The sequence below is a fragment of the Nonomuraea basaltis genome (genome assembly GCF_005893125.1).
Taxonomy (GTDB): Bacteria; Actinomycetota; Actinomycetes; order Streptosporangiales; family Streptosporangiaceae; genus Nonomuraea; species Nonomuraea basaltis.
Genome location: NZ_VCJS01000029.1, coordinates 14524 through 39062 on the forward strand (window position 1 = coordinate 14524; position 24539 = coordinate 39062).

Consider the following 24539-nt stretch of genomic DNA (forward strand, 5'->3'; position numbering starts at 1 on the left):
GTGAGCTGCCTGAGCACATGCCCATGCCGCCGCCCCGCGACGTCGCGGGGCGGCGGTCCATGAGGGTGTTCTGCTGCAGGTGGTCCTTTCTCTCGTGCCGGACCGGCTGATCGGAGCCGGCCCGGCCGAGCCGGTGATGTCAGCCGCGGATGACCGAGATCATCTTGTCGGCGTCGCGGGTGAGCACCTGGCGCACGTCGGCGCGCGGGACAAGTTGCCCGTCGGCGACGAGCTTCTTGAACTCGTCCAGGCGTCGCAGCGCCTTGGCGTCCTCGCCGCCGGCCTCCGCCTTCCTGGCCTTGGTCAGCTCGTCGGTCAGCTTGTCGTGTGCCCTCAGCGACAGCCAGTTGGTGGCGCGGAACCGGTCGAGCAGGTTCTGCATGTCCCGGAAGGACGTGGCGACGTTGAACCGCACCGAAGTCGTCACCGAGTTGCCCGCGTTGTCCGTCGAGGTGACCGCGACCGTGTGCGGGGCCAGCGTCTGGGTGAACAACGGCAGCACCGAACCGGAGGTGTGGGCCGCGCCGTCGAGGGTGCCGGTCGTGCTGCGGATGCCCGAGGTGGCGTCCACAGCCTCCCAGCTGATCAGCAGGTCCTGAGAGTCGCCGTACACCTCACTGTCGGCGACGCCCGACACGAGCAGGATGGGCTTGGTGGCGTCGATCTTCAGCACCGCGGCCTTCTCCTCCTCGGCGTTGCCCGCTGCGTCGTGCGTGCGATAACGCAGCTCGTGCTCGCCATCGCCGTCCACCACCACGGCCTGTCCGGTGTAAGCCGTCCAGTCGCCGCCGTCGAGCGAGTACTCGATGAGCTTGACGCCGGAGTGGGCGTCCTGCGCGGCCAGTTCGACCGGGACCGAGTCCTTGCTCCATCCGTTCGCGTTCGGCTCGGCGAACGACGCGGTGGTCTGCGGGGCGGTGGCGTCGATCTTGACGGTGAGTGAGCGGGCCTGCTCGACGTTGCCCGCGCCGTCCCGGGAGCGGTACTCAAGAGCATGCTCGCCGTCGCCACTGACGATGAACGGCATGCTGAAGGCGGTCCAGGCGCCGCCGTCGATCCGGTACTCGGTGGCGGCCACGCCGGAGCCGCCCTCCTCGTCCGCCGCCGTGAGGGTGATCTCGACCGGAGCTGCGGTGTACCAGCCCTCCTTGCCGTTCGGCGCGGCCGGGTTCTGCTTCGCCGTGGTGGTCGGCGCCGTCTCGTCGACGGGGTCACCGCCGATCTTGGTGAGGCGGAAGGTCTGGTTGAGGGAGGCCGAGCAGTTCCACTGGATCACCGCGGCGCCGTCGGCCTGGGAGACGCCGTTGATGTCGACGCACAGCCCGGTCTTGGCGGAGACGATCTGGAAGAGGCCTTCGCCGCCGCCGGTCGGGACCACGTTGAAGTGCTGGTTGGGTGCGTCGCCGGTGCTGCCGGCGTGGCATGCCCACTGGACCAGCTGGGTGCCGGGTGTGGTCGTGCCGCCCGGAATGTCGGCACACTTGCCGCTGCCGACGTTCTTGAGCTGGTAGCCGCCAGACGCGGGCACCACTTCCCACCGCTGGATGGGATCCTCGGTGGCGCCCATCTGGACGAGCTTGGCGTTGTCCGCGGTCGACGCGTCCTGCGTGGTCACGTTCTTGCCGCTGTGCTGGGCGGTGATCGTGTAGACACCCGGCTCGATCGTGGGGGGAGGAGCATCGCTCACGAACTGGATGGCGTCCAGGTCGAAGGCGTTGTTGGCGGAGTTCTTGAACACCACGTAGAGCGTCGAGGTGGCCGCGTCCGCCGCCACAGAGGCGGTCTGGGTCTGCTGGTAGTCGTTCCAGCCCCCCGTCATGGGGACGGCGGTGCTGGCGAGCAGCCGGCCGGTGGGAGACTCGGCGCGCAGCTCGATCAAGCCGCCGCCGGTGGGGCTGGACAGCCGGTAGTTCACGCCCTTGATGGCGTGCAGGTTCATCGGCGTGAACGAGATCCAGTCGTTGTTGCTGATGTCGCCGATGCGCTTGCCGCTCTCCGCGCCGGTCTCGTCGACGATCCGGACGCCGGACTGGGCGGTGAAGAACTCGGCCTGCTTGCGCATCGGCTGCAGGACGACCTTGGCGTGCCCGGTGAGCGGCATCTCCTGCGAGCCGTCGGTGTAGTGGGCGTTGAGTACGTAGAACAGGTTGGCGCCGTCCGGGTGACCGCCGAGGTCGCCGGTGTTGAGCACGCCCTCGCACCCGGGGATCTCCACGGTCTCGTGCTCGTGGTCGTCATGGCCGAGCGTCGGGTTCACGAACACCTTGGCGCAGTCGATCTCCCCGTCCTCGGGGTCGGTGACCTTGATCTTGTACGGCACCTCCTGACCGAACTGGATCGGTGTCCCGTTCAGGGGGGCCTCGATGGTCACCGTGGGCCGGCTGTTGCCCGCGGTGATCTCGATGTTGGCGAAGCCCTCCTTGCCGGTGTTGTCGGTCACCTTGAGCTGGGCGGTGAACCGGCCGGCGGTCTCGTACACGTGGGTGGCCTTGACCTCGGTGGAGTCGACGGTGCCGTCACCGTCGAAGTCCCAGGCGAAGCTGAGGGAGTCGCCGTCGGGGTCGTAGCTACCGGATGCGTCGAACTCCACGCTCAGCGGGGTGAGGCCGTCGATCCGCGAGCTGGTCGCCTTCGCCACCGGCGAGCGGGCGCCGGCCGAGTAGTCGATCCGGTAGAGGCCGGAGTCGTTGTTGCCACCGCCGAAAGAGGTGCCCCACTCCAGCAGGTACAGCGCGCCGTCCCGGCCGAAGGTCATGTCCATCGGCTTGAGGAAGGGCGTGGACCCCATGAAGCTGTCGATCTTGAGCAGCTGGTCGTTGGAGTCGAAGTGGATCTCCTTCACGTAGTGGCGTGCCCACTCGTAGAAGAAGTTCACCCCGTCGAAGTAAGGCGGGAACTTGGTCTCCGACGCGTTGTTCGGGTCGTAGCGGTAGACGGGACCGCTCATCGGCGCCGAGCCGCCCGAGCCCAGCTCGGGGAAGGTCGGGGAGGTGCCGTAGCCGTACCACATGACCGGCTTCTGGATCGGCGGCAGCTCGGTGAGGCCGGTGTTGTTCGGCGACTCGTTGACGGGGTTGGCGCAGTCGAACTTGGCGCCGACCTCCTTGGTGTCCGGGTTGTACGGCGCGTACGGCTGATCGTCACCGTGGCAGAACGGCCACCCGAAGTTGCCCGGCGCCTTGATGACGTTGTACTCCACCAGTCCCTCCGGGCCCCGGTCGGTGGTGGGAGCGCCCCGGTCCGGACCGTAGTCGGCCACGTGCAGCCAGCCGGTCTTGGAGTCCACGGTGAACCGGAAGGGGTTACGGAAGCCCATGGCGTAGATCTCGGGACGGGTCTTCGCGGTGCCCGGCGGGAACAGGTTGCCCTCGGGGATGTCGTAGCCACCGTCGGCCGTCGGCTTGATCCGCAGGACCTTGCCACGCAGGTCGTTGGTGTTGCCGGCGGTGCGGGCGGTGTCCAGCATGTGCTGGCCGGGCCGCCAGTCGAGCGGCGCGTAGCCCTGCCAGTCAGTGGACAGGTTGGGCGGGACGTCGTCGCCGACGCTCAGGTAGAGGGTGCCGTCGGGGCCGAACTCGACCGCGCCGCCGGTGTGCCCGGGCTCGGGGTAGGTCCTGGCCCGGTAAGCCGGGACCTCGAGGATCTTCTTCTCGGTGCTCAGGTCGATGGTGTCGCCCTGCACGGTGAACCGGGACAGCCGATTGACGTCTTCGGCGCTGTCGTTCGGCGACCAGTACAGGTAGATCCACCCGTTCTGGGCGAAGTTCGGGTCGAGCTCCATGCCGACGAGACCGTCCTCGCCGCCGGTGTAGACGTTCAGGGTGGCGGCCGTGACGGTCATGTGGGTGTCCGGCTTGTGGATCTTCACTTCGCCCCTGCGCTGGACGTAGAAGACCCGGCCGTCGGGGGCCACGTCCAGCTCCATCGGGTCGGCGGTGTTGTCGTCGAGGGTGACCTTCTCGAAGTTGCTCCACACGGTGCCGCCGCAGTCGCCCGGCTCGGCGCCGCCGGCCCACTTGATGCCGCCGAGGACGTGCTCGCGGAACTCCGGTTCGGTGTAGGAGGCGGCCTCGTGCCCCATGGCGGTGGCCCAGACCCGGGCGCCTTCGGCCCGGCGGCACCAGGAGATCGGGTGGTCCGCCCCCATGGCCGCAGAGCCGGGGTTGTAGGTCGTCTCGTCGGCGGCGACCAGGACGTGCACGTTGCCGCGCGGGTTGGGCGCGAAGTTGTACCACTCCTCCGCGCGCTGCCATCGCTCCGGGAGGTTCTTGGTGGAGGGGTGCACCCGGTCGACGACCTTGGCCAGCCCCTGCAGGGTGCCAGGCGAGTGCGCCGGCATGTGGGCGCCACCGTTGACCAGCTCGTCCCACCAGGGGAACTCGTTCTCGATGCCCATGTCGGTCGCGTTGTGGACGGCCACGACGCCCTTGCCCGACCGGACGAACTTCTGCAGCGCCTGCCGCTGGGCGTCGTTCTCCCAGACCATGCCGGAGTTCTGCAACATGATCAGCACGTCGAACGTGGCCAGGTCGGTGTCGTTGAACACCGACGAGTCGGCGCTCTGCACCACTTCGAAGTCATTGGCCGCGGCCAGTTCGGTCACCATCTGGATGCCGGCCGGGATGGAGCCGTGCACGAATCCCGCCGTCTTGGTGAACAGGAGGGCACGGAACTGGGCTTGAGCCGTGGTGCTCGTCGCCTGGGCGGGACTCAGCGCCAGCGTCAGCAACAAGGCCGGGAGTAAGAGGACAGCGAGAAATCGTCGCATGGCGAATCTCCGGGGGGTGCGGGGACACCTCGAGAAGAGGCGGGAAAGGGCGCCGTGGGAAGGCGGGCGTCAGAGGGTGCGCAGGTAGGCGAGGCCGTCCACGGCCAGCGCGTCCTGGCTTTCGGCGAGCGGCCGCCAGATGGAGGCCGCGGTGGCGATGGTCTGGTTGTGCGCGGTGAAGGACTCGATGACGAGCGGCCCGTCATAGCCGGCGTCGTGCAGAGCCCGGGTGAAGCCCGGCCAGTCGAAGCGGTCGGCTCCCGGTGTGCCGCGATCGGTGCCGCACACCTGCACGTGTGCGATCCGGCCCGCCGCGACCCGGACCGCCTGGGCGGGGTCTTTCTCCTCGATGTTCATGTGGTAGGTGTCGAGTGCCAGGTGGCAGTCCTCGGGCAGCGCGTCGAGTGCCTGCTCGACGGTGTTGATGAGGCTGGTCTCGTACCGGTTGAGCGGCTCGACCGCGAGCTTCACGCCGCGGCCGGCCGCGTAGTCCAGCACGGGCCGCAGGTTCTCGCGCAGCTCGGCGTAGACGCTGCGGCGCTCGTCCGGTGACAGGCGCCACGTACGGCCGACCGAGGCGTACGCCGGCCCTCCGATCACCGGAGAGCCGACGGTCACCGCCACGTCGACGCAGTGCCGCAGATAGTCCTGGGTGTCGCGGATCGCCTCCGGGGAGGCGGCCACGAGCTCGCGCCCTGGCGGCATGACCAGCACGACGGACGCGGCCAGTCCGTGCTCGGTCAGCACCGCGGCGGCCTTGCCCGGATCCCAGTCGCCGGGTCGCTCGACGGGCAGCTCGATGACGTCGAAGCCCCACCCCGCGATGCGGGGCGCGAGCCGTACCAGCTCGTCGTCGGTCAGCGGGGACACCCAGACCCAGGTGTTCACTCCGATGGAGAACATGCGTCCCTCTTCGTCGTCGGTGCGCGGAAGGAGCCGATCAGCCCTTCTTCCCGCCCCAGGTCTCCGGGAACCCGGGCAGGTCCTCGCAGCCGCAGAGCGCGTAGTGCAGCGGCGGCATGTTCGGCTGCAGGTAGGTCGGCAGGTTCTCGGTGGTGACCTTCGGCTGCGGCAGGTTCCACATCTTGGGGACCTCCTCGCCCTTGAGGATCTTCAGCGCGGCGATGACCGGAGTACGCCACTGGTAGGTCGGGTAGGTGGGCGCGATGGCGGTGAGGTTGGCGTCCTTCCACTTCTGCAGGAAGTCCTGCTGGTCCTCGCCGTTGATCGGCGGAACCGGCAGGCCGGCGTCCTCGAACGCCTCGATGGCCGCCACCGCCGTGGCCCCCGCGTCCATCCAGACGCCGTCGATCTTGCCGTGCCGCTGGATGTAGTCGCTGACGATGCTCTTGGTCTTGGCGGCGTCGCCGTCGGTGAACTCCACCCCCACGACCTGGACCTTGCTCTTGTCGAACACCACCTTCGCCGCCGACCACCGGGTCTCCAGCACGTCCACGCCGGGCAGGATGCGCAAAGCGAGGACCTTCCCGCCGGCCGGCACCTTCTCGACCAGGAACTCGGCGGCGTCGGCGCCGAAGGCGTAGCCGCCGATCGGCTTGATGAACGTCACGGGGCAGTCCGTTTCCACGCCCCGGTCGAACACGATGACGGGCACCTTCTCACACGCGGCGGTCACGGCCGGGGTGAGCGTGGCCGTGGTGTTGGGCGAGATGATCAGTGCGTCGCAGTTCTTGGCCTGCAGCTCGGCGATGTCGGAGATCTGCTTGTCGTCCTTGCCCTCGGCGTCCAGGGTGGTGAACTTCGCGATGTCCTTGTGCTGGCCGGCCTCGGCCTGCATCGTCTTCCAGCCGACCTGCCGCCACGGGTTGTTGACCGCGGCGTTGGAGAAGCACAGGTTGTACGGCCCGTCCTTCTTGTACTTGGCCGTGTCGACCATCTGCGGGGCGATGGCCTGCTCCCACGGCTTGCCGTCCGGGCCTTCCGGGGTCTGGGAGCGCATGGCCAGCTGGGCGTCGAAGTCCGCCTGCACGAAGAACTTGGACTGCTCGCCCGTGCCCGAGCCCGGCGCGGTCTCGGTGGCGGTCTGGGTGGCTCCTGAGGCGGGCGCGGTGCTCTGGGCGGCCGGCGGCTTGTCGGTGGTGCAGCTCGCGAGGGCGAGCACGGCGAACACGGCGGGTACGGCGACTGCGGCCTTATGGCGCGGCATGTGCGTCTCCTTTTCGGGGGGTGAACTTCCAGGGAAGGCGGATGGCTCCCGCCGCCACCGCGGCGATGATGATGACGCCCTGCACGGTGAACTCCAGGGCCCCCGAGATCCCGTACAGGTTGAGCAGGGTGAACAGCGCCTCCAGCGTGAAGGCTCCGGCCATGGCGGCGAGCACGGAGCCACGGCCGCCACCGAGCGCCACGCCGCCGAGGACGACCGCGGTGATGGCGGAGAACTCCAGTCCCTGGCCGACCTGGGCCGAGACACCGGCGAAGCCGCCGAGCAGGATGCCCGCGACGGCCGCGGCCAGGCCGGAGAGCATGAAAGCGAAGGTCTTGGCCCGGTCGATGCGGACCCCGGACAGTGCCGCGGCCCGCTCGTTGTCGCCGGTCGCCATCAGCGTCTTGCCGAAGTCGGCGCGCATGAGCAGGAGCGCCGCCGCGCCCACGGCGAGGAGGATGAGCACCGACCACGGCACCGGTCCGAGACCTGCGCGGCCGAAGGCCCTAAAGCCCTCCGACAGCGCGCCGCGCGGCGCGCCGCCGGTCCACAGGAACACCGCTCCGGACAGGATGAGCAGCATGCCGAGCGTCACGATGAACGACGGGACCCGCAGCTTGGTGGTGACCGCGCCGTTGACCAGCCCGACGAGCAGCCCGATGACGATCAGCAGGGCGATGACCGGCCAGGTGACGGATTCGTCGCCGTCGATGAGGCGTGCGGCGATCACCACCTCGGCCGTCACCAGCGAGCCGACCGACAGGTCGAACTCGCCGGAGACGATGACGAAGTACTGTCCCGCGGCGAGGATCACCAGCGGCGCGGCCCGTTTGAGGAACGCCAGGAATCCGGCGGGCTCCAGGAAGAAGGGATTGGCGACCGCGATCGCGGCCAGCAACACCACGAGGACCGCGAAGATGGGAAGTGCCCGCTTCATGACGACCGCCTCATGCCGCGCCGGGCGTAGACGGCCACCGCGATGACGATGACCACGCCGCGGACCACGTCCTTGACGAAGGAATTGACCTCGAGCTGGTTGAAGATGGTGTCCAGGACCGCGAGCAGCAGGACCCCGCCCACGGTCCCGGCGACCCCGCCCTTGCCTCCGGCCAGCGCGGTCCCGCCGAGCACGACCGCGGCGATGGACTCCAGGTCGTAGCCGCCGTCGGTGCCCACCGTGGGCGCGCCCGCCCCGAGCCTGCTGGCGAGCAGCAGCCCCGCGATGCCCGCGCAGACGGAGCAGAGTACGTGGGTGAGCACGATGACCCGGCCCGTGCGGATCCCGGACAGGCGGGCGACCTCCTCGTTTCCGCCGACCGCGTAGATCCGGTATCCCAGCCGGCTCCTGCTCAGCAGGAACCAGGCCACGACGGCCACGCCTGCCCAGAGCAGGGCGGAGACGGGGACCGGTCCGATCCGGGAGTAGCCGAGGAGCTGGAACGACTCGGGCACCTTGCCCGCAGGGCCGTCGTACAGGTGGTCGACGATGCCCTTGATGATGAGCGCGACGCCGAGCGTGGCGATGAACGCGTGGACCTGGAGCCTGGTGATGACCAGTCCGTTGACCAGCCCCACCAGCGCGCTGATGGCCAGCACCGCCGCGATCGCCGGCAGGACGTTCCCGTCCTGGCCGGCCATGATCTCCGCCGCTACCAGCGAGGTCAGGCTGATCAGATACGCCACGGACAGGTCGAGCGACCCTGCCAGGATCGCCAGCGTCTGCCCGATCGCCACGATGCCCAGCGCCGCCGAACGCTGCTGGATCCCGACGACGCTCTCCATGGTCAGGAACTGGCCGCCGTCGATCGCGACGAGGACCCAGCCGACCGCGATCAGGCCGAGCAGCGCGAGGAACACCACCTGCGTGGGCTCGCGCAGCCGCGCCGTCACCGGGACCGCGTTCATGACACCTCCTCTCCTGCGGCCAGGCGCATGATGGCCTCCTCCGACGGTCCGGCCGGCAACGCGCCCGCGATCCGGCCGTCCCGCAGGACGACGACGCGATCGCTCATGCCGATGAGCTCGGGCAGCTCGGAAGAGATCATCATGATGGCCATGCCGTCATTCGCCAGTTCGCGCATCAGGTCGTGGATCGCGGCCTTGGCCCCGACGTCGACGCCCCGGGTCGGCTCGTCAAACAGCAGCACGCGCGGCGCCATCGTCATCCATTTGGCGAGCACGACCTTCTGCTGGTTGCCCCCGGAGAGGTAACGGACCTCCTGCTCCTGGCGCGGAGGCGAGAGCCGGACCCGCTCCAGCAGGTCGCGGACGCCGTTCCGGCCTTTGGCGCCCACCGCGCGGGCGACGAGCAGGGCGTTGTCGCGCACCGATTGGCGCAGAACGAGCCCTTCTGCCTTCCGGTCCTCGGTGACGAGCCCGATCCCCATGGCCACGCCTTCCCTGACCGAGCGGGGGCGCGACGGGGTCATCTCGCCCCTGGTGAACGGTTCCGCGCCGAAGATCGCTTTGGCGAGCTCCGACCTGCCGGACCCCTGCAGGCCCGCGATGCCGACGATCTCGCCGGCCCGCAGCTCCAGATCGATGTCGCGGAGCTTGTGGTTGCCCGCTCCGCGCAGGCCGAGCCGTACCTCGCCGGCCCCCGCCGAGCGGGGTGGGAAGTAGGTGCCGAGGTCGCGGCCGACCATCAAGCGGATCAGCTCGTCGGAGGACACCTCCGCGATCGGGCGTGTGGCGACGCGCGAGCCGTCCTTGAGCACGGTGACCCGATCGGCGAGGTCGAACACCTCGCGCAATCGGTGGGAGATGTACACGACGGCGACGCCGCGCTCCCGCAGCCGCCCGATCAACCGGTAGAGCAGCTCGACCTCGTGCTCGGCGAGTGCCGCGCTGGGCTCGTCCATGACGACGAGCCGGGCGTTGATCGATAACGCCTTGACGATCTCGACGACCTGCTGCTGCGCGACCGAGAGCCGGCGCACCGGGACACGCGGTCCGAAGGAGCGCTCGCCTAGCTCGTCGAGGAGCCGCGCGGTCGCCTCCTCCATGGCGGCCCGATCGACCAGGCCGCGCCTGACCGGCTCGCGCCCCAGGAAGACGTTCTCGGCGACGGTGCGCTCGGGCAGCAGGTTGAACTCCTGGTAGATGATCGCGATCCCGGAGCGCTGCGCGTCGAGCGGGTGACCGAAGGAGACCGGCCGCCCGTCGATCTCGATCGTGCCCTCGTCCGGCGCGTGCACCCCACAGATGATCTTCATCAGGGTGGACTTTCCCGCCCCGTTCTCGCCGACGACGGCGTGCACCTCGCCGGCCGTCACGTCCAGGTCGACTCCGGACAGCACCCGCACGCCCAGGAAGCTCTTGCCGATGCCGCGCATGCTCAGCACTCGGTCCACCTCCCCGTCTGCGCCGAGGCGAGGACGGCATCGCAGATCGCGGCGGCCCGGGCGCCGTCCGCGAACATCGGCAACCCGTCGCGGTGCTCACCACGGAGCACGGCGTAGGTGTCGGCGACGAAGGCGTCGAAGCAGTCGTGGTACCCCTGAGCATGCCCGGCCGGCAGCGGGGAGTAGGGCAGGGCCGCCTCGGACAGGGTCTGCGGATCGCGCATGAGGGCCCGCGATCCGGCGCGGTCTCCCACCCAGAGCAGTTCGGGCTGTTCCTGGTCGAAGGCGAGGCTCGCCTCGGTGCCGGAGACCTCGATGAACAGGCGGTTCTTACGGCCCGGGGAGACCTGGCTGGTGGCGAGCGTGCCGACGGCCCCGGAGGCGGTGCGGAACTGGACGGTGGCCACGTCCTCCGTCATCACGGGCGACGTGCTCGCACGCCTGGACTGGACGACGGCGGTCTGCGCGCAGACACCGACGATGCGGTCGGCGGTGACGAACTCCGCCAGATCGCACCAGTGGGAGCCGATGTCGGCGAACGTCCGGCTCGGCCCGCCCAGCTCGGGGTCCACCCGCCAGTTGTCGTCGTCCGGGCTGAGCAGCCAATCCTGGAGGTAACTGCCATGGATCAGGCTGATCCTGCCGACGTCGCCGCGGGCGATCCGCTGCCGGGCCTCCCTGACCATGGCGTGGAAGCGGTACACGAAGGGCACCGTCGCGACCAGTCCCGCTTCGGCCGCCCGGCCCGCCATCAGCACCGCGGTCGCCGCGTCCGTGGCGAGCGGCTTCTCACAGATCACGGCCAGTCCGGCGGACAGAGCCTTGAGGGCGTACGGGGCGTGGAGGTGGTTGGGGGTGCAGATATGCACCAGATCGATCTCGCCGGACTCGATGAGCTCATCGGCGGAGGCGAACACCTTCGCCGGGCCGAGACCGGCCTGCTGCGCCTTCTCGGGTCGCGATCCGGCCACTCCGGCGATGGTCGCACCGGCGAGCCGTGCGGCGCGGGCATGCACCCGCCCCATGAAACCTGTCCCGATGATGCCCACCCTTGGGCTATCGGGGGGTTTCGGGCTTATATCCCTCATGTTGCGGGATGCTAAAGGCGTCTTATGTCGATGGTCAAGCAAAAGATGGCCGTGGATGCGGCATAATCAGTCTGTGATCGCGAAAAATGGTCCCTGGATGAACGGAGCAGGTGTTGACTGAGAGCACGCCGATCGACACCGGTAGCTCGGCAACCGGAGCAGGGGCTCTGCTCTCGATCCTGCGCGACGGGCGCCCACGCACCCGTGCCGAGCTGGCGCAGCTCACCGGCTGGGCCCGCTCGACGCTTTCCCTCCGGCTGGACGCTCTGCTGAATCAGCGCTGGGTGGTGCCGACCGACGGCGCGATCTCCTCCGGCGGCCGTCCGGCGACGACCTTCGCCTTCAACCAGAGCGCGCGGATCGTGCTCGCGGCCGACCTCGGCGTGACGCACGCCCGGCTCGCCGTGACCGACCTCGCGACCATGGTGCTCGCCGAGCGGAGCGCCGAGCTGCCCATCGATCGCGGTCCGGTGCACGTGCTGACCTGGCTCGTCGGGACCTTCCACGAGCTGCTCGCCGAATGCGGCCGCGACGCCGGCGACGTGTGCGGCATCGGCGTCGGCCTCCCCGGCCCGGTGGAACACGACACCGGCAAGCCGGTCAACCCGCCGATCATGCCCGGCTGGGACCGCTTCGCGGTGCCCGAGTGGCTCGGCGAACGGCTCGGCGCCCCGGTGCTGGTCGACAACGACGTGAACATCATGGCGCTCGGCGAGTACTGGGCGGTGAGATCGCAGGTCGAGCACATGATCTTCGTCAAGATCGGCACCGGGGTCGGCTGCGGGATCATCAGCGAGGGCCGCCTGCATCGCGGCGCCCAAGGAGCGGCCGGCGACATCGGCCACATCCGGGTCCCGTCCTTCGAGGACGTCACCTGCCGCTGCGGCAACACCGGGTGCCTGGAGGCCGTGGCAGGCGGCGGCGCGCTGGCCGCGCGCCTGCGCGCGGCGGGCGAGGACACCTCCGTCAGCCGCGACGTCGTCCACCTGGTCCGCGCGGGCAACATCCGGGCGGTTCAGGCGGTCCGGCAGGCCGGCCGGGAGATCGGCACGGTCCTGGCGTCCGTCGTCAACTTCTTCAACCCCTCGCTGATCGTCGTCGGCGGGGACCTCGCCGAGGCGGGCGAGCACCTGCTCGCGGGCATTCGCGAGGTGATCTACAGCAGGTCGCTGCCGCTGGCCACGCAGCACCTCGGCATCCTGGCGAGCGAGCTCGGCGACCGCGCCGGCGTGACCGGCGCGGCGGTGATGGTGATCGAGCAGGTGCTGGCGCCCGAGGCGGTGGACCAGGCGGTGATGGCCCTGAGCGGTGGGTGATAAGCCGGTTTCGGCTGAACTTCTGCTTGACCGTCGACAAAAGTAGCTCTTAACATCGCGGTTACTTGCATCCGGATGCTTACCGCATACCGGGGTAGGCCCGACAAGTTGGAGCTTGCATGGACAAGGTCGGCGTGTGGCTCATCGGGGCACGGGGATCCGTGGCGACCACTGCGACCGTCGGCGCCGCGGCCATCAGGTCTGGGGTGACGTCCCCGCAGGGATGCGTGACCGAGTCGCCAGACTTTCCCGGGCACCTGGTCCCACTCGCCGACCTGGTCTTCGGCGGCCACGACGTCACCGAGATCTCTCTGCGCAAACGCGCCGAACAGCTGAGCAGGGCGGGGGTGATCCCGCCGGACCTGCCACGGTTGCTCGCTTCGGATCTGGACGCCGCCGACGCCGAGATCCGGCCGGGCCACGTCCCCGGCGACGGCGGGCAGGCCGCGGCCGCGGCCCGCCTGATCGGCGACATCGCCGGCTTTCGCGCCCGGCACCGGCTGGCCCGGGTGGTCGTCGTCAACGTGTCGTCGACCGAGCCGCCGGTCGGCCCGCGTCCGGAGTTCGAGAGGCTGGCCGACCTCGAGGAGCGGCTCGCGGCGGGGGACGACGTCCTGCCGCCGAGTTCCCTGTACGCCTATGCGGCCTTCCACGCCGGGTGCGGCTATGTGGAGTTCACACCCTCCACCGGGCCGACCCTGCCCGCGCTGGCGGAACTCGCGGCCTTACGGGACGTGCCGTACGCGGGACGCGACGGGAAGACCGGCGAGACCTTGATCAAGAGCGCACTCGCGCCCATGTTCGCCGGCCGGGCGTTACGTGTCCGCTCCTGGTCCGGGCTCAACCTGCTCGGCGGGGGCGACGGGGCGACGCTCGCCGACCCGGCCGCCAGGTCGAGCAAGCAGCTCTCGAAGGACCAGGTCGTCGCCAAGGTCATGGGAGAGCCCGTCGAGGGGCAGACGCACATCGACTATGTCCAGGACCTCGGAGAGTGGAAGACCGCCTGGGACCACGTGACCTTCGAGGGCTTTCTCGGCGTGCGGATGGCGCTGCAGTTCACCTGGCAGGGCTGCGATTCGGCGCTGGCCGCTCCCCTCGTCCTGGACCTGGCCAGGCTGGTCGCCCGCGCGCACGAGAAAGGACGGCGTGGTGTGCTTCCCGAGCTCGGCTACTTCTTCAAGAACCCGCTGGGGACGCACGAGCACGCCCTGGCCGGCCAGTACGCCCGGCTGCTCGCCTTCGCCGAGGAGCTGTCGTGAGGGCGGTGCTGGAGCTGGTGCGCGCGCCGGCCGCGCTGTCGGTTCCCGGCGACACCATGGCGGGGGCCGCCGCCGCGGGGCGGCGTCCGGCGCCCGGCCTGGCCCTGGCATCGGTGCTCATCTACTGGTCGGGCATGGCGCTCAACGACTGGGCCGACCGTGAGGCCGACGCAATCGAGCGACCGGAACGCCCGATCCCGTCCGGCAGGGTCCGCCCGGGCGCCGCACTCGGGCTCGCGGCCGCCCTGACCGGCGCCGGCCTGGTCACCGCCGCCCTCACCGGCGGCCGCCGTGGCCTCACCGTCGCCGGCCTGCTGGCCGGGGCGGTGTGGGCCTATGACCTGGGCCTCAAGCGGACGCCGGCGGGACCGGCCTCGATGGCGACCTGCCGCGTGCTGGACGTGCTGCTGGGCGCCGGTGCGGAGGGAAGAGCCGCCGTGCCGATGGCGCTGGCGGTCGGCGCGCACACCTACGGGATCAGCATCCTGGGCCGAGCCGAGGTGGCGGGAGCGACGCCAGAGACCGTTCGGCGTGCGCTCGCCGCCAGCACCGCGGCGGCCGGTCTGGCGGTCGCCTCCAGCCTGCGCAGCGGAGCCGCCGCCCGGGTGAGCGCCGGTGTCCTCATCGCCGGCTATCTCGCCTCGACCCTGCCGGTCCAGGCCGGGTTACGGGCCCACCCCGACCCCGAGAACGTGCGGCAAGCCGTCCGGCTGAGCATCCTCGGCCTGATCCCGCTCCAGGCGGCGGCGGTCGCGGGCAGCGGGCGGTTCGCGACAGCGGGCGCGCTGCTGTGTTCGCTGCCCATCGGGAAGTGGCTCTCGTCCCGGATGGCGACATCGTGACCGGCACCATGAACTGGGCCTACTGCACCAACGGTTTCGCCGACCACCGGCTCGCCGAGGCGCTCGCGGTCCTGTGCGACCTGGGGTACGCCGGTGCGGCGATCACGCTCGACCGGGGCCATCTGGACCCCCACTCCCCTGGTCTGGCCGCGGAGGTGTCCCGGGTCGCGGGGCTCCTCGGACGTCTCGGCCTCCAGGCCGTCGTCGAGACGGGCGGGCGGTACACCCTGGATCCCTGGCGCAAGCACCATCCGACCCTCATCAGCGACGGCGCCGAGCGCAGGGCGGAGTTCCTGACCACGGCGATGCGGGTCGCCGCCGATCTGGGCGCTCCCGTGGTGCATCTGTGGAGCGGGGTCCGGCCTGACGGCATGGCGGAGGCAGAGGCGTTCACGCGACTGGCCGGACAGTGCGAGCGGCTCCTCGACGAGGCGGACCGGATCGGCGTCACCCTGGGGTTCGAACCCGAACCCGGCATGCTCGTCGCCGATCTGGACGGTTTCGAGCGGCTGCACGGGATGCTCGGCGCCCACCCCAGGTTCGGCCTCACCCTCGACATCGGGCACTGCCACTGCGTGGAGCTCGAGGACCTGCCCGCGTGCGTCCGGCGGGCGCTGCCGTACACCGTGCACGTGCAGATCGAGGACATGCGCCGGGGAGTCCACGAGCACCTGGAGTTCGGCGAGGGTGAGATCGACTTCGTGCCGGTGCTCGCCGCGCTGCACGGCTACTCCGGTCTGGTGGCCGTGGAGCTGGCCCGGCACAGCCATGCGGCCCCGCAGGTCGCCCGCCGATCGATCGATTTCTTGAGGAGGGCACATGAGGGAGTCGGCCCAGGAGTGGCTGGCACAGGCCGTACTGCGGGTCGAGACTGACCCGCTCGCCATCCACCGGCTCTTCCCGCAGGCCGAACGGCTGGGCGGCCCTGCCGCCCGGCGAGCTCTGCTCGGCGCGCTGCGCGGCGACCACGCGGTGATCCGCCGTCTGTACGAGACCGGCGACACCGGCGAGCGACTGGCGATCCTGACCGCCCTGCCCGAGCTCGATCTGGGCGCGGCGGCGGTCGGGCTGGTGGAGGACGCGCTGCGCGCCAATGACGCCCGGCTGGTCGCCGCGGCCCTCGGCCCGTACGGCTCGGAGTGGCTGGACGACCATTCGTTCCGCCAGGGAGTGCTCAAGTGCGTCTTCATGTCGATCCCGCTGGCCTCCGTGGCCGGCCTGGAGCGCCGGTTCGACGCCGAGCTCGCCCGGATGCTGTCGGACTACGCGGCGGAGCTGCGGGCGGCCGGCCGGCCCGTCCCCAGCGACGTCATGGAGAGGATCTGAATGCGCATCTTCGACCCCCACATCCACATGACCTCCCGGACCACCGACGACTACCAGCGCATGCACGCCGCAGGCGTCCGGGCCGTGGTCGAACCCGCCTTCTGGCTGGGCCAGCCCCGCACCAACGTGGGCAGCTTCCTCGACTACTTCGACGCACTGCTCGGCTGGGAGCCGTACCGTGCCGCGCAGTACGGCATCCGCCACCACTGCGCGCTCGCGCTCAACCCGAAGGAGGCGAACGACCCGCGTTGCGCGGGGGTGCTGGCCGAGTTGCCGCGGTACCTGCTGAAGGACTCCGTCGTCGCGGTCGGTGAGGTCGGCTACGACTCGATGACGGCCGAGGAGGAACGGGCCTTCGAGGCCCAGCTCGCCATGGCGCAGGAGAACGATCTCCCCGTGCTGGTGCACACGCCGCACCGGGACAAGGTCACCGGCACCCGCCGGACGCTCGACGTGGTCAGGGCCGCGGGGACGGCCCCCGAGCGGGTGCTCGTCGACCACCTCAACGAGCTGACCGTCGGCATGGTCGCGGACTCGGGCTGCTGGATGGGATTCTCGATCTACCCCGACACCAAGATGGACCCGGACCGGATGGTGGCCGTACTCAAGGAGCACGGCACGGCCAGGATGCTGGTGAACTCGGCCGCCGACTGGGGCCGCAGCGATCCGCTGAAGACGCGCGAGGTCGCCGACGTCATGCTCGCGGCCGGCTTCGGCGAGGACGACGTGGAGCAGGTGCTCTGGCGCAATCCCGTCGCCTTCTACGGGCAGAGCGGCCGGCTGGACCTGGAGGCCGTCCCCGCCGACCCCGACTACGCCGGCAACACGATCAAGCGGGGCTGACCATGCGGCTGCGGCATCCGGACGGGTCGACGGTGCACCTGTCCTACTGCACCAACGTGCACCCCGCCGAGGATCTCCCCGGCATCCACGGTCAGCTCTCCGGCGTCGCCGCGCAGGTCAGGCAACTGCTCGGCACCGAACGGCTCGGTCTCGGCCTGTGGCTGTCCCAGCACGCCGCCGCGGACCTGCTCGCCCGGCCCGGCGAGCTGGTCAGGCTGCGCGAGCGGCTGACCGCGCTCGGGCTGGAGGTCGTCACCCTCAACGGGTTCCCCTACCGCGGTTTCCACGACGAGATCGTGAAGTACCGCGTGTACACCCCTGACTGGGCCGACGCGGAACGGCTGCGCTACACGCTCGGGCTCGCCGAGATCCTCGCCGCGCTGCTGCCGGACGACGTCGCAGAGGGAACGATCTCGACGCTCCCCCTCGCCTGGCGGACCGGGTGGACCAGGGAGAAGGCGACGGCGGTCATGGCCAATCTCGAGGCGGTCGCCCAGGGTCTGCGCGCGCTGGCCCTGCGGACCGGCAAGGTGATCCGGCTGGGCTTCGAGCCGGAGCCCGGCTGCATCATCGAGACGACACCCCAGGCGGCCGGCCTGCTGAGCGACGTGGATCACGACTACCTCGGCCTCTGCCTGGACGCCTGCCATATGGCCGTGGGCTTCGAGGAACCCGGCGCGGGCGCAGGCTCAGGGCTCCCGATCGTGAAGCTCCAGGCATCGTGCGCCCTGGAGGCCCCGCCGGGAACGCAACGGGCGCTCGCGGCGTTCGACGAGGCCAGATTCCTCCACCAGACGCGCTCAGCCAGCGGCTTCGCCGACGACCTGGGAGAGGCCCTGGCCGGCGGCCTGCCCACGGAAGAGAGCTGGCGGGTGCACTTCCACGTCCCGCTGCATGCCGCCCCGCCGCCGCCACTCACCTCCAGCGCACCCTATCTGCGTGGCCTGCTGCACGAGCTCCTCGGCGGCGTCGCCCCGCTGACCAGGCACGTCGAGGTGGAGACCTACACCTGGAACGTGCTCCCCGGCGCGCCGCCGGACATCGCCGCCGGCATCGCCGCCGAGCTCGACTGGATGCGGGGGCAGTTGGCCTCGCTGGGACTGAAGGAGCTGTGATGGCACCGCTGGTCGTGATCAACGTGGTGGGGCTTACTCCCCGCCTGCTGGCGCACATGCCGAACGTGGCGAAGGTGGGGGCGGCGGCCGCGCTCCGGCCCGTGCTCCCGGCCGTCACCTGCTCGATGCAGGCCACCCTGCTCACCGGTTCGATGCCCCGCGACCACGGCATCGTCGGCAACGGGTGGTACTTCCGGGACCTCGGCGAAGTGCTGCTGTGGCGCCAGCACAACGCGCTCATCCAGGGCGACCAGCTGTGGACCGCCGCACCGGGCCTGCGCACCGCCAACGTCTGCTGGTGGTACGCGATGGGCGCGCCGACCGACCTGCTCGTCACCCCGCGCCCCATCTACCACGCCGACGGCCGCAAGTCGCCCGACTGCTACACCCGCCCGCCCTCACTCCACGACGATCTCGAGGCCGCGCTGGGGCCGTTCCCGCTCTTCAGCTACTGGGGCCCGACCGCGGGGATCGCCTCCTCCGAATGGATCATCGCCGCCGCCCGCCGCATCCTGGCACGCGAACGGCCGGACCTGCTCCTGGTCTACGTACCGCACCTCGACTACGACCTGCAGCGGTACGGCCCCGCCGGCCCCGAGGCGAGCGCCGCGGCACGCGCCGTCGACGCCGCGCTGGCTCCGCTCCTCACCGAGGACGCCGAGGTGGTCGTACTCTCGGAATACGGCATCACCCCGGCGTCCCGCCCGGTGGACATCAACCGGGCGCTGCGCACCGCGGGCCTCCTGGAGGTCTACACCCAGGCCGGGATGGAGTACCTCGACCCGTGGACGTCCCGGGCCTTCGCCGTCGCCGACCACCAGGTGGCCCACGTGTACGTGCGCGACCCCGCCGACCTCGGCCGCGCCCGCGAGGTCGTCGCCGACCTGGCCGGCGTGGACGAGGTGCTCGACCATGCGGGCAAGGCGAAATACGGGCTCGACCACGAACGCGCCGGTGAGCTCGTCGCGGTGGCGGAGCCCGACGCCTGGTTCACCTACTACTACTGGCTCGACGACGACCGGGCTCCGGATTTCGCCAGGCTCGTGGACATCCACCGCAAGCCAGGCTACGACCCCGCCGAGCTCTTCATGAACCCGAGCGATCCGTTCGTCAAACTCCGTGCCGCGGCGGCGCTGGCCAAGAAGAAACTGGGCTTCCGCTACACGATGCCGGTGGTGCCGCTCGACCCGGCACCGGTGCGGGGCAGTCACGGCCGGCTGCCCGACCTCCTCGACGACGGCCCGTTGATCATCGGCCCCTTCGACCGTGACGCCTACGAGGCGACCGAAATCAAGGAACTACTGGCCGGCCTGGCACGGGATCGCCTCAGGACCACCAGGACGAACAGCAAGGAGACGGACATCGGCGGGGCCTAGCATTCGATGACGTTGACCGCGAGGCCGCCGCGCGAGGTCTCCTTGTACTTGTCGAGCATGTCGCGGCCGGTGTCGCGCATCGTCTTGATGGCCTTGTCCAGCGAGACGAAGTGGCGGCCGTCGCCGCGCAGGGCGATGCGGGCGGCGGCGATGGCCTTGATGGAGGCCACCGCGTTGCGCTCGATGCACGGGATCTGCACCAGTCCGCCGACCGGATCGCAGGTCAGCCCCAGGTTGTGCTCGATGCCGATCTCAGCGGCGTTCTCCACCTGCTCCGGGGTTCCGCCGAGCACCTCGGTCAGCCCGGCGGCGGCCATCGAGCAGGCCGAGCCGACCTCGCCCTGGCAACCCACCTCGGCGCCGGAGATGGAGGCGTTCTCCTTGAAGAGCACGCCGATCGCGGCGGCGGTCAGGAAGAAGCGGATCACCCCGTCGTCGTCCGCACCCGGGACAAGGCGCGTGTAGTACGTCAGCACCGCCGGGATGATGCCCGCCGCGCCGTTGGTGGGGGCGGTGACGATCCGGCCGCCGGCGGCATTCTCCTCGTTGACCGACAGCGCGAACAGCGCCACCCAGTCCATGGCCTGCAGCGGGTCCTTCTCCGGCGGCTCCGACTGCAGGCGGCGGTGGAGCTGGTTGGCGCGGCGCCTGACCTTGAGGCCGCCCGGCAGCACGCCTTCCTTGGCGATGCCGCGGCGCACGCACTCCGACATCACCTGCCACAGGTGCAAGATCCCGGCGCGGATGTCCTGCTCGGTGCGGCCGAAGGCCTTCTCGTTCTCCAGCATCAGCCCCGAGATCGACAACCCGGTGGCGGAGCAGTGCTTGAGCAACTCCTCGGCGGTGGTGAACGGGTAGGGCAGGACGGTGTCGTCCGGCTTGATGCGCTGGGCACCGGTGGCGTTCTCATCCACCACGAAGCCGCCGCCCACCGAGTAGTAGATCTTCTCGCACAGCACCGCGCCCTCGGCGGCCAGGGCGGTGAAGCGCATGCCGTTGGGATGCCCCGGCAGGGCGATCTTGCGTTCGAAGACGAGGTCCTCGCCGACGACGAAGGGGATCTCGCGCGTGCCGTACAGCCGGACGGTGCCCGCGGAGCGCATCTCGGCCAGGCGGGCCTCGATGCCGTCGACGTCGACCAGTTCGGGCTTGTCACCCGACAGGCCCAGCAGGACGGCCTTGTCACTGCCGTGGCCCTTCCCGGTCAGCCTGAGCGAGCCGTACAGGATCACCTGGACGCGGGCTGTGCGCGCCAGCAGCCCGTCCTCGTGCAGCCCCCGCGCGAACTTGTGCGCGGCGGCCATCGGTCCACCGGTGTGAGAGCTCGACGGCCCGATGCCGATCTTGAACAGGTCGAAGACGCCGATGCTCATGTCACGTGTTCCGTGGCCGCGTCGAGGAGCCACTCCGACAGGTAGGCCGCGAAGGACGAGCGGACCAGCACGAGAAACCCGTCCTGCCGGGGAAGCAGCACGACCTGGGCCCGCGCCAGCACGGTCTGCGCGCACCTGCCCGGGCCGAACACGCTCGGGTGCAGGTCGAGGGCGCACCCGTGGGCCAGCAGGTCACGCGCGCGCGGGCCCGCCACGAGCAGGGTGGTGCGCTGGGCCGACACGTCCACGATGGACCCGTGCCGCTCGCCGAGCGCCTTGCGCAGCAGTTCGGGCTGGTAGCCCTCGGGTGCGATCACCAGCCACTCGTCCGGGCCGAGCCAGGCCACGGTGACGCCGGAGCCGGCGGGGACGGCGGTGCAGGGCTCGGCGGGGAGCGGCACTCCCAGCACATCCGCGATGTCCCCGGCCGCCGGGCTCGCCGGGTCGACCCGCACGTTGACGTGGGTGAGGAAGGGCAGCTCCGCCAGCCGCAGCCCCTCTCCCCGCGACGCGGCCTCGAACCGGCCGGTGTAGGCCGCGGCCGGGCTCCTGCGCTCAGCCATCACGGCGCGCTCCTTCCGGGTCGTACAGGACGTGGGAGGTGACGGTGACGGGCACCAGCGTGCCCGCGACGGGCGCGTACAGCCGCTCCCCCAGACGGCCCTGCCCGCCCTTCACCAGGGCGAGGGCGAACGTACGGCCCAGGGCGGCGCTGCGGTAACTGGACGTCACGTGGCCGAGCATGGGTACGGGGGGCTCCGGCAGCGTGGCCGTGGAGACCAGGTGGGTCCCCTCGGGCAGCAGGAGCTCCGGATCTTCCGGCAGCAGCCCGACGAGCTGCTTGCGGTCCGCCCGCGCGGTGTCGGCCCGTGCGAAGGAGCGCTTGCCGATGAAGTCGGGCTTCTTCTTCGACACCACCCAGGACATCCCCAGGTCGTGCGGGGTGACGGTGCCGTCGGTGTCCTGGCCGACGATGGGATAGCCCTTCTCGGCCCGCAGCACGTGCATGGTCTCGGTGCCGTACGGGGTCACGAGCCCGGTGTCCATGATGGCCGTCCACAGGCGCAGGCCGTCCCAGGAGGTCACGTTGATCTCGTACGCCAGCTCGCCGGAGAAGCTGATCCGGCACACCCGCGCCGGGATCCCCGCCACGTCCGCCTCCCGCCAGGTCATGAACGGGAAGTCGGCCGCGTCCACCGCCAGTCCGGGCGCGAGCCCGGCGAGCACCTCGCGCGACCTCGGGCCGACGAGCGCGACCGTGGCCCACTGCTCGGTGACGGACGTGCAGTGGACCCGCAGCCAGGGCCACTCGGTCTGCAGCCACTCCTCCATCCAGTCGAGCACGGCGGCCGCGTTGCCCGTCGTGGTGGTGACGAGGAAGTGGTCGCCGGCCAGGCGGATGACCGTGCCGTCGTCGAAGACCATTCCGTCGGGCCGGCACATCACGCCGTAGCGGATCGAGCCGACCTTCAGCGAGCTCATCAGGTTGGTGTAGAGCCGGTCCAGGAACTCCCCGGCGTCGGGCCCGATCACGTCGATCTTGCCGAGCGTGGAGGCGTCCATCGCCGCCACGCTCTCGCGCGCGGCCCGGCACTCCCGCAGGACCGCGGCCTCCATGTCCTCGCCGGGGCGGGGGAAGTACCAGGGCCGCTGCCACTGGCCGACGTTCTCGAACAGCGCGCCGCCCGCGACATGCCACTCGTGCAGCGCCGTCACCCTGACCGGGTCGTGCAGCGCGCCGCGGTCGCGACCGGCCAGCGCCGCGAAGCTCACGGGCAGGTACGGCGCGCGGAACGTGGTGGTGCCCAGCTCGGCCACCGACGCGCCCACGGCGTGGGCCACGACCGCCGAGGTGAGCAGCCCGGAGGTCTTGCCCTGGTCGTGGGCCGTGCCCGCGGTGGTGTAGCGCTTGATGTGCTCGACGGAGCGCAGCCCCGCACCGGTCGCCCGGTGGATGTCGGCCACGGTCACGTCCCGCTGCAGGTCCACGAAGTGCGCCGAGTAGTCGGTCGCGGGAACCAGCCAGTACGCCAGGGCGGTGACCGCCTCCGGCTCCGCCGCCTCCCGGAGGGAGGGCCCGGCGGGCGAAGGGGGTGCGGCTTCGCGCGGCGGCACCGCCTGCGGAGAGCGGGCCGCGGACGCGGCGCGGGCTCCGGCGGTGGTGCCGCCTGCCAGGCAGCCGGGCAGCGTGAACACGCCTCCGGCCGCACCCGCCACCTTGACCGCCTGGCGGGAGGTGTCCGGGACGAGCGTGCCGAGCGCCTCGTCGTAGCGCAGCGTGCCGCCCGACTGGCTGAACAGGTGCACGACCGGATTCCACCCGCCGGACACGAGCAGCAGGTCGGCGTCGATCGAGCGCTCACGTGAGACGCTCCCGTCGCCGTCGCCGTCGCCGATGACGCCGCTGACGCCGGGCTCCCCGACCACGACCGAGGAGAGCTGTCCGTCGCCGCGGGCGGTTGTCACCACCTGCCCGGTCAGGAGCTCGATGCCGCGCTCGCGTGCCCGGGCGGCCCAGCGCTCGCCCGGAGCGGTCCGTACGTCCACGATGGCCGCCACCTCGACGCCCGCCTCCGACAGCTCAAGAGCGGCCGCGTAGGCGCTGTCGTTCGCGGTGAACACCACCGCCCGGCGGCCCGGCAGCACCCCGTACCGGTTGACGTAGGTGCGGGCCGCGCCGGCCAGCATCACGCCGGGCAGGTCGTTGCCGGCGAAGGCGATCGGCCGCTCGTGCGCGCCGGTGGCCAGCACCACCTGCCGCGCTCTGATCCGCCAGACCCGCTCGCGCGCCACGTGCGCGGGGGCCGCCGCGCCGAGGTGGTTGGTCCGCCGCTCGACGGCGACCAGGTAGTTGTCGTCGTAGTAGCCGAAGACGGTGGTGCGCCGCAGGACCCGCACCTCAGGGAGCCCTTCCAGGTGAGCCGCGGTCGCGGCGGCCCACTCCGCGCCGGGCACGCCGTCCACCGCGTCCGGCGACCCGAGGAGGCCGCCGCCCGGCTCGCGCTGCTCGTCGGCGAGGATGACCCGCGCGCCGGAGTCGGCGGCGGCGCGGGCCGCGGCCAGCCCCGCCGGGCCGGCGCCGACCACCAGGACGTCGCAGTGGGCGTGGACGGCGTCGTAGCGGGCCGGGTCCGGCTCGGCGGCCAGCCGTCCCTGCCCGGCCAGGCTCCTCGCGACCAGGCCGTCGTACAGCTCGACGGTGGTGGCGGGGAGCATCGGCTCCGGGAACGGCTCCTCGATCTGGACGACCGCGTTGGGCTCCTCGCTGCCGGCGGAGAACACGCCGCGCGGGCGGCCCAGCTTGACGCTCGTGGCGACCTGGCGCACACCGGCCGCCAGCAGCGCGGAGGCGAGCGTGTCACCGGGGTGGCCGGTGTACTCCTGCCCGTCGAACCGGAAGCGCAGGGTGCGGGAGCGGTCGATCCGGCCGCCGCCGTCCCGCCTCATGAGGCCACCGGCCGCGGCTCGCCGACGCGGTAGACGGCGTGGAGCTCGTTGGTCGCGGTGTCGCGCAGCGCGTTGAACCACCGGCGGCAGCCGGCGGAGTGGCTCCAGCGCTCGGCGAACACGCCCTTGGGGTTGTCGCGGAAGAACAGGTAGCGGGCCCACTCCTCATCGGAGAGCGCGGCCGGGTTCTCCGGGTAGGCGACGTGGGCCTGCCCGCCGTAGTGGAACTCGGCCTCCTCGCGAGGGCCGCACCATGGGCAAGGGATCAGCATCAT

The 24539-nt window shown here is 70.9% G+C and carries 19 protein-coding genes; 8 read left to right on the forward strand and 11 right to left on the reverse strand.

What is annotated here, in order from left to right:
- Positions 1-139: 139 nt before the first annotated feature.
- The 7 genes from EJK15_RS16200 to EJK15_RS16230 all read right to left on the reverse strand — a co-directional run bounded on the left by EJK15_RS16200 (position 140) and on the right by EJK15_RS16230 (position 11367).
- The gene (locus EJK15_RS16200; protein ID WP_206060890.1) at positions 140-4768 is read right to left on the reverse strand and encodes a ThuA domain-containing protein; all 4629 of its coding nucleotides are present in this window, start codon (positions 4766-4768) and stop codon (positions 140-142) included.
- Positions 4769-4837: 69 nt separating this feature from the next.
- Positions 4838-5671 (reverse strand): sugar phosphate isomerase/epimerase family protein, encoded by an 834-nt coding sequence (locus EJK15_RS16205; RefSeq protein WP_138711254.1) that lies wholly within the window; start codon positions 5669-5671, stop codon positions 4838-4840.
- A gap of 37 nt (positions 5672-5708) precedes the next feature.
- Positions 5709-6935: an ABC transporter substrate-binding protein gene (locus tag EJK15_RS16210; protein WP_138711255.1), complete on the reverse strand. Its 1227-nt coding sequence runs from the start codon at positions 6933-6935 to the stop codon at positions 5709-5711.
- Complete coding sequence (locus EJK15_RS16215; protein WP_138711256.1) at positions 6922-7872, reverse strand: ABC transporter permease; 951 nt, start codon at positions 7870-7872, stop codon at positions 6922-6924. Before EJK15_RS16215 ends, EJK15_RS16210 begins: the two co-directional genes overlap by 14 nt.
- Positions 7869-8840 carry an ABC transporter permease gene (locus tag EJK15_RS16220; protein ID WP_138711257.1) on the reverse strand — a complete coding sequence of 324 codons (972 nt, stop codon included), beginning with the start codon at positions 8838-8840 and terminating at the stop codon, positions 7869-7871. The genes EJK15_RS16215 and EJK15_RS16220 overlap by 4 nt, the downstream gene beginning before the upstream one ends.
- Positions 8837-10270: a sugar ABC transporter ATP-binding protein gene (locus tag EJK15_RS16225; RefSeq protein ID WP_171074346.1), complete on the reverse strand. Its 1434-nt coding sequence runs from the start codon at positions 10268-10270 to the stop codon at positions 8837-8839. The genes EJK15_RS16220 and EJK15_RS16225 overlap by 4 nt, the downstream gene beginning before the upstream one ends.
- 2 nt (positions 10271-10272) lie before the next feature.
- Positions 10273-11367, reverse strand: a complete 1095-nt coding sequence (locus EJK15_RS16230; RefSeq protein WP_138711258.1) for a Gfo/Idh/MocA family protein — start codon at positions 11365-11367, stop codon at positions 10273-10275.
- A gap of 113 nt (positions 11368-11480) precedes the next feature.
- Here EJK15_RS16230 and EJK15_RS16235 point away from each other — a divergent pair, with 113 nt between their 5' ends.
- The 8 genes from EJK15_RS16235 to EJK15_RS16270 all read left to right on the forward strand — a co-directional run bounded on the left by EJK15_RS16235 (position 11481) and on the right by EJK15_RS16270 (position 19444).
- Complete coding sequence (locus tag EJK15_RS16235; protein WP_206060891.1) at positions 11481-12683, forward strand: ROK family protein; 1203 nt, start codon at positions 11481-11483, stop codon at positions 12681-12683.
- 119 nt (positions 12684-12802) lie between these two features.
- Positions 12803-13942, forward strand: coding sequence for an inositol-3-phosphate synthase (locus EJK15_RS16240; RefSeq protein WP_138711260.1), 1140 nt, complete (start codon positions 12803-12805; stop codon positions 13940-13942).
- Complete coding sequence (locus EJK15_RS16245; RefSeq protein WP_138711261.1) at positions 13939-14784, forward strand: SCO3242 family prenyltransferase; 846 nt, start codon at positions 13939-13941, stop codon at positions 14782-14784. The genes EJK15_RS16240 and EJK15_RS16245 overlap by 4 nt, the downstream gene beginning before the upstream one ends.
- Entirely contained in the window at positions 14781-15659 is an 879-nt protein-coding gene (locus EJK15_RS16250) for a sugar phosphate isomerase/epimerase family protein (protein ID WP_240777010.1), read from the forward strand. Before EJK15_RS16245 ends, EJK15_RS16250 begins: the two co-directional genes overlap by 4 nt.
- Positions 15604-16110 (forward strand): EboA domain-containing protein, encoded by a 507-nt coding sequence (locus EJK15_RS16255; RefSeq protein WP_138711262.1) that lies wholly within the window; start codon positions 15604-15606, stop codon positions 16108-16110. The genes EJK15_RS16250 and EJK15_RS16255 overlap by 56 nt, the downstream gene beginning before the upstream one ends.
- A complete protein-coding gene (locus EJK15_RS16260; RefSeq protein ID WP_138711263.1) occupies positions 16111-16953 on the forward strand; it encodes a TatD family hydrolase in 843 nt (280 codons plus the stop codon). It begins immediately after the preceding gene.
- 2 nt (positions 16954-16955) lie between these two features.
- Positions 16956-18068 (forward strand): metabolite traffic protein EboE, encoded by a 1113-nt coding sequence (gene eboE, locus EJK15_RS16265; RefSeq protein ID WP_138711264.1) that lies wholly within the window; start codon positions 16956-16958, stop codon positions 18066-18068.
- Positions 18068-19444, forward strand: coding sequence for an alkaline phosphatase family protein (locus EJK15_RS16270; RefSeq protein ID WP_138711265.1), 1377 nt, complete (start codon positions 18068-18070; stop codon positions 19442-19444). Before eboE ends, EJK15_RS16270 begins: the two co-directional genes overlap by 1 nt.
- Here the strand turns inward: EJK15_RS16270 and EJK15_RS16275 are convergent.
- The 4 genes from EJK15_RS16275 to EJK15_RS16290 are packed head-to-tail and all read right to left on the reverse strand — an operon-like array spanning position 19441 to position 24539.
- The gene (locus EJK15_RS16275) at positions 19441-20817 is read right to left on the reverse strand and encodes an L-serine ammonia-lyase (RefSeq protein ID WP_138711266.1); all 1377 of its coding nucleotides are present in this window, start codon (positions 20815-20817) and stop codon (positions 19441-19443) included. The two genes, EJK15_RS16270 and EJK15_RS16275, sit on opposite strands and share 4 nt — an antisense overlap.
- Positions 20814-21380 (reverse strand): sarcosine oxidase subunit gamma, encoded by a 567-nt coding sequence (locus EJK15_RS16280; RefSeq protein ID WP_138711267.1) that lies wholly within the window; start codon positions 21378-21380, stop codon positions 20814-20816. Before EJK15_RS16280 ends, EJK15_RS16275 begins: the two co-directional genes overlap by 4 nt.
- Complete coding sequence (locus tag EJK15_RS16285) at positions 21373-24264, reverse strand: sarcosine oxidase subunit alpha family protein (protein WP_138711268.1); 2892 nt, start codon at positions 24262-24264, stop codon at positions 21373-21375. Before EJK15_RS16285 ends, EJK15_RS16280 begins: the two co-directional genes overlap by 8 nt.
- The gene (locus tag EJK15_RS16290; RefSeq protein ID WP_138711269.1) at positions 24261-24539 is read right to left on the reverse strand and encodes a sarcosine oxidase subunit delta; all 279 of its coding nucleotides are present in this window, start codon (positions 24537-24539) and stop codon (positions 24261-24263) included. Before EJK15_RS16290 ends, EJK15_RS16285 begins: the two co-directional genes overlap by 4 nt.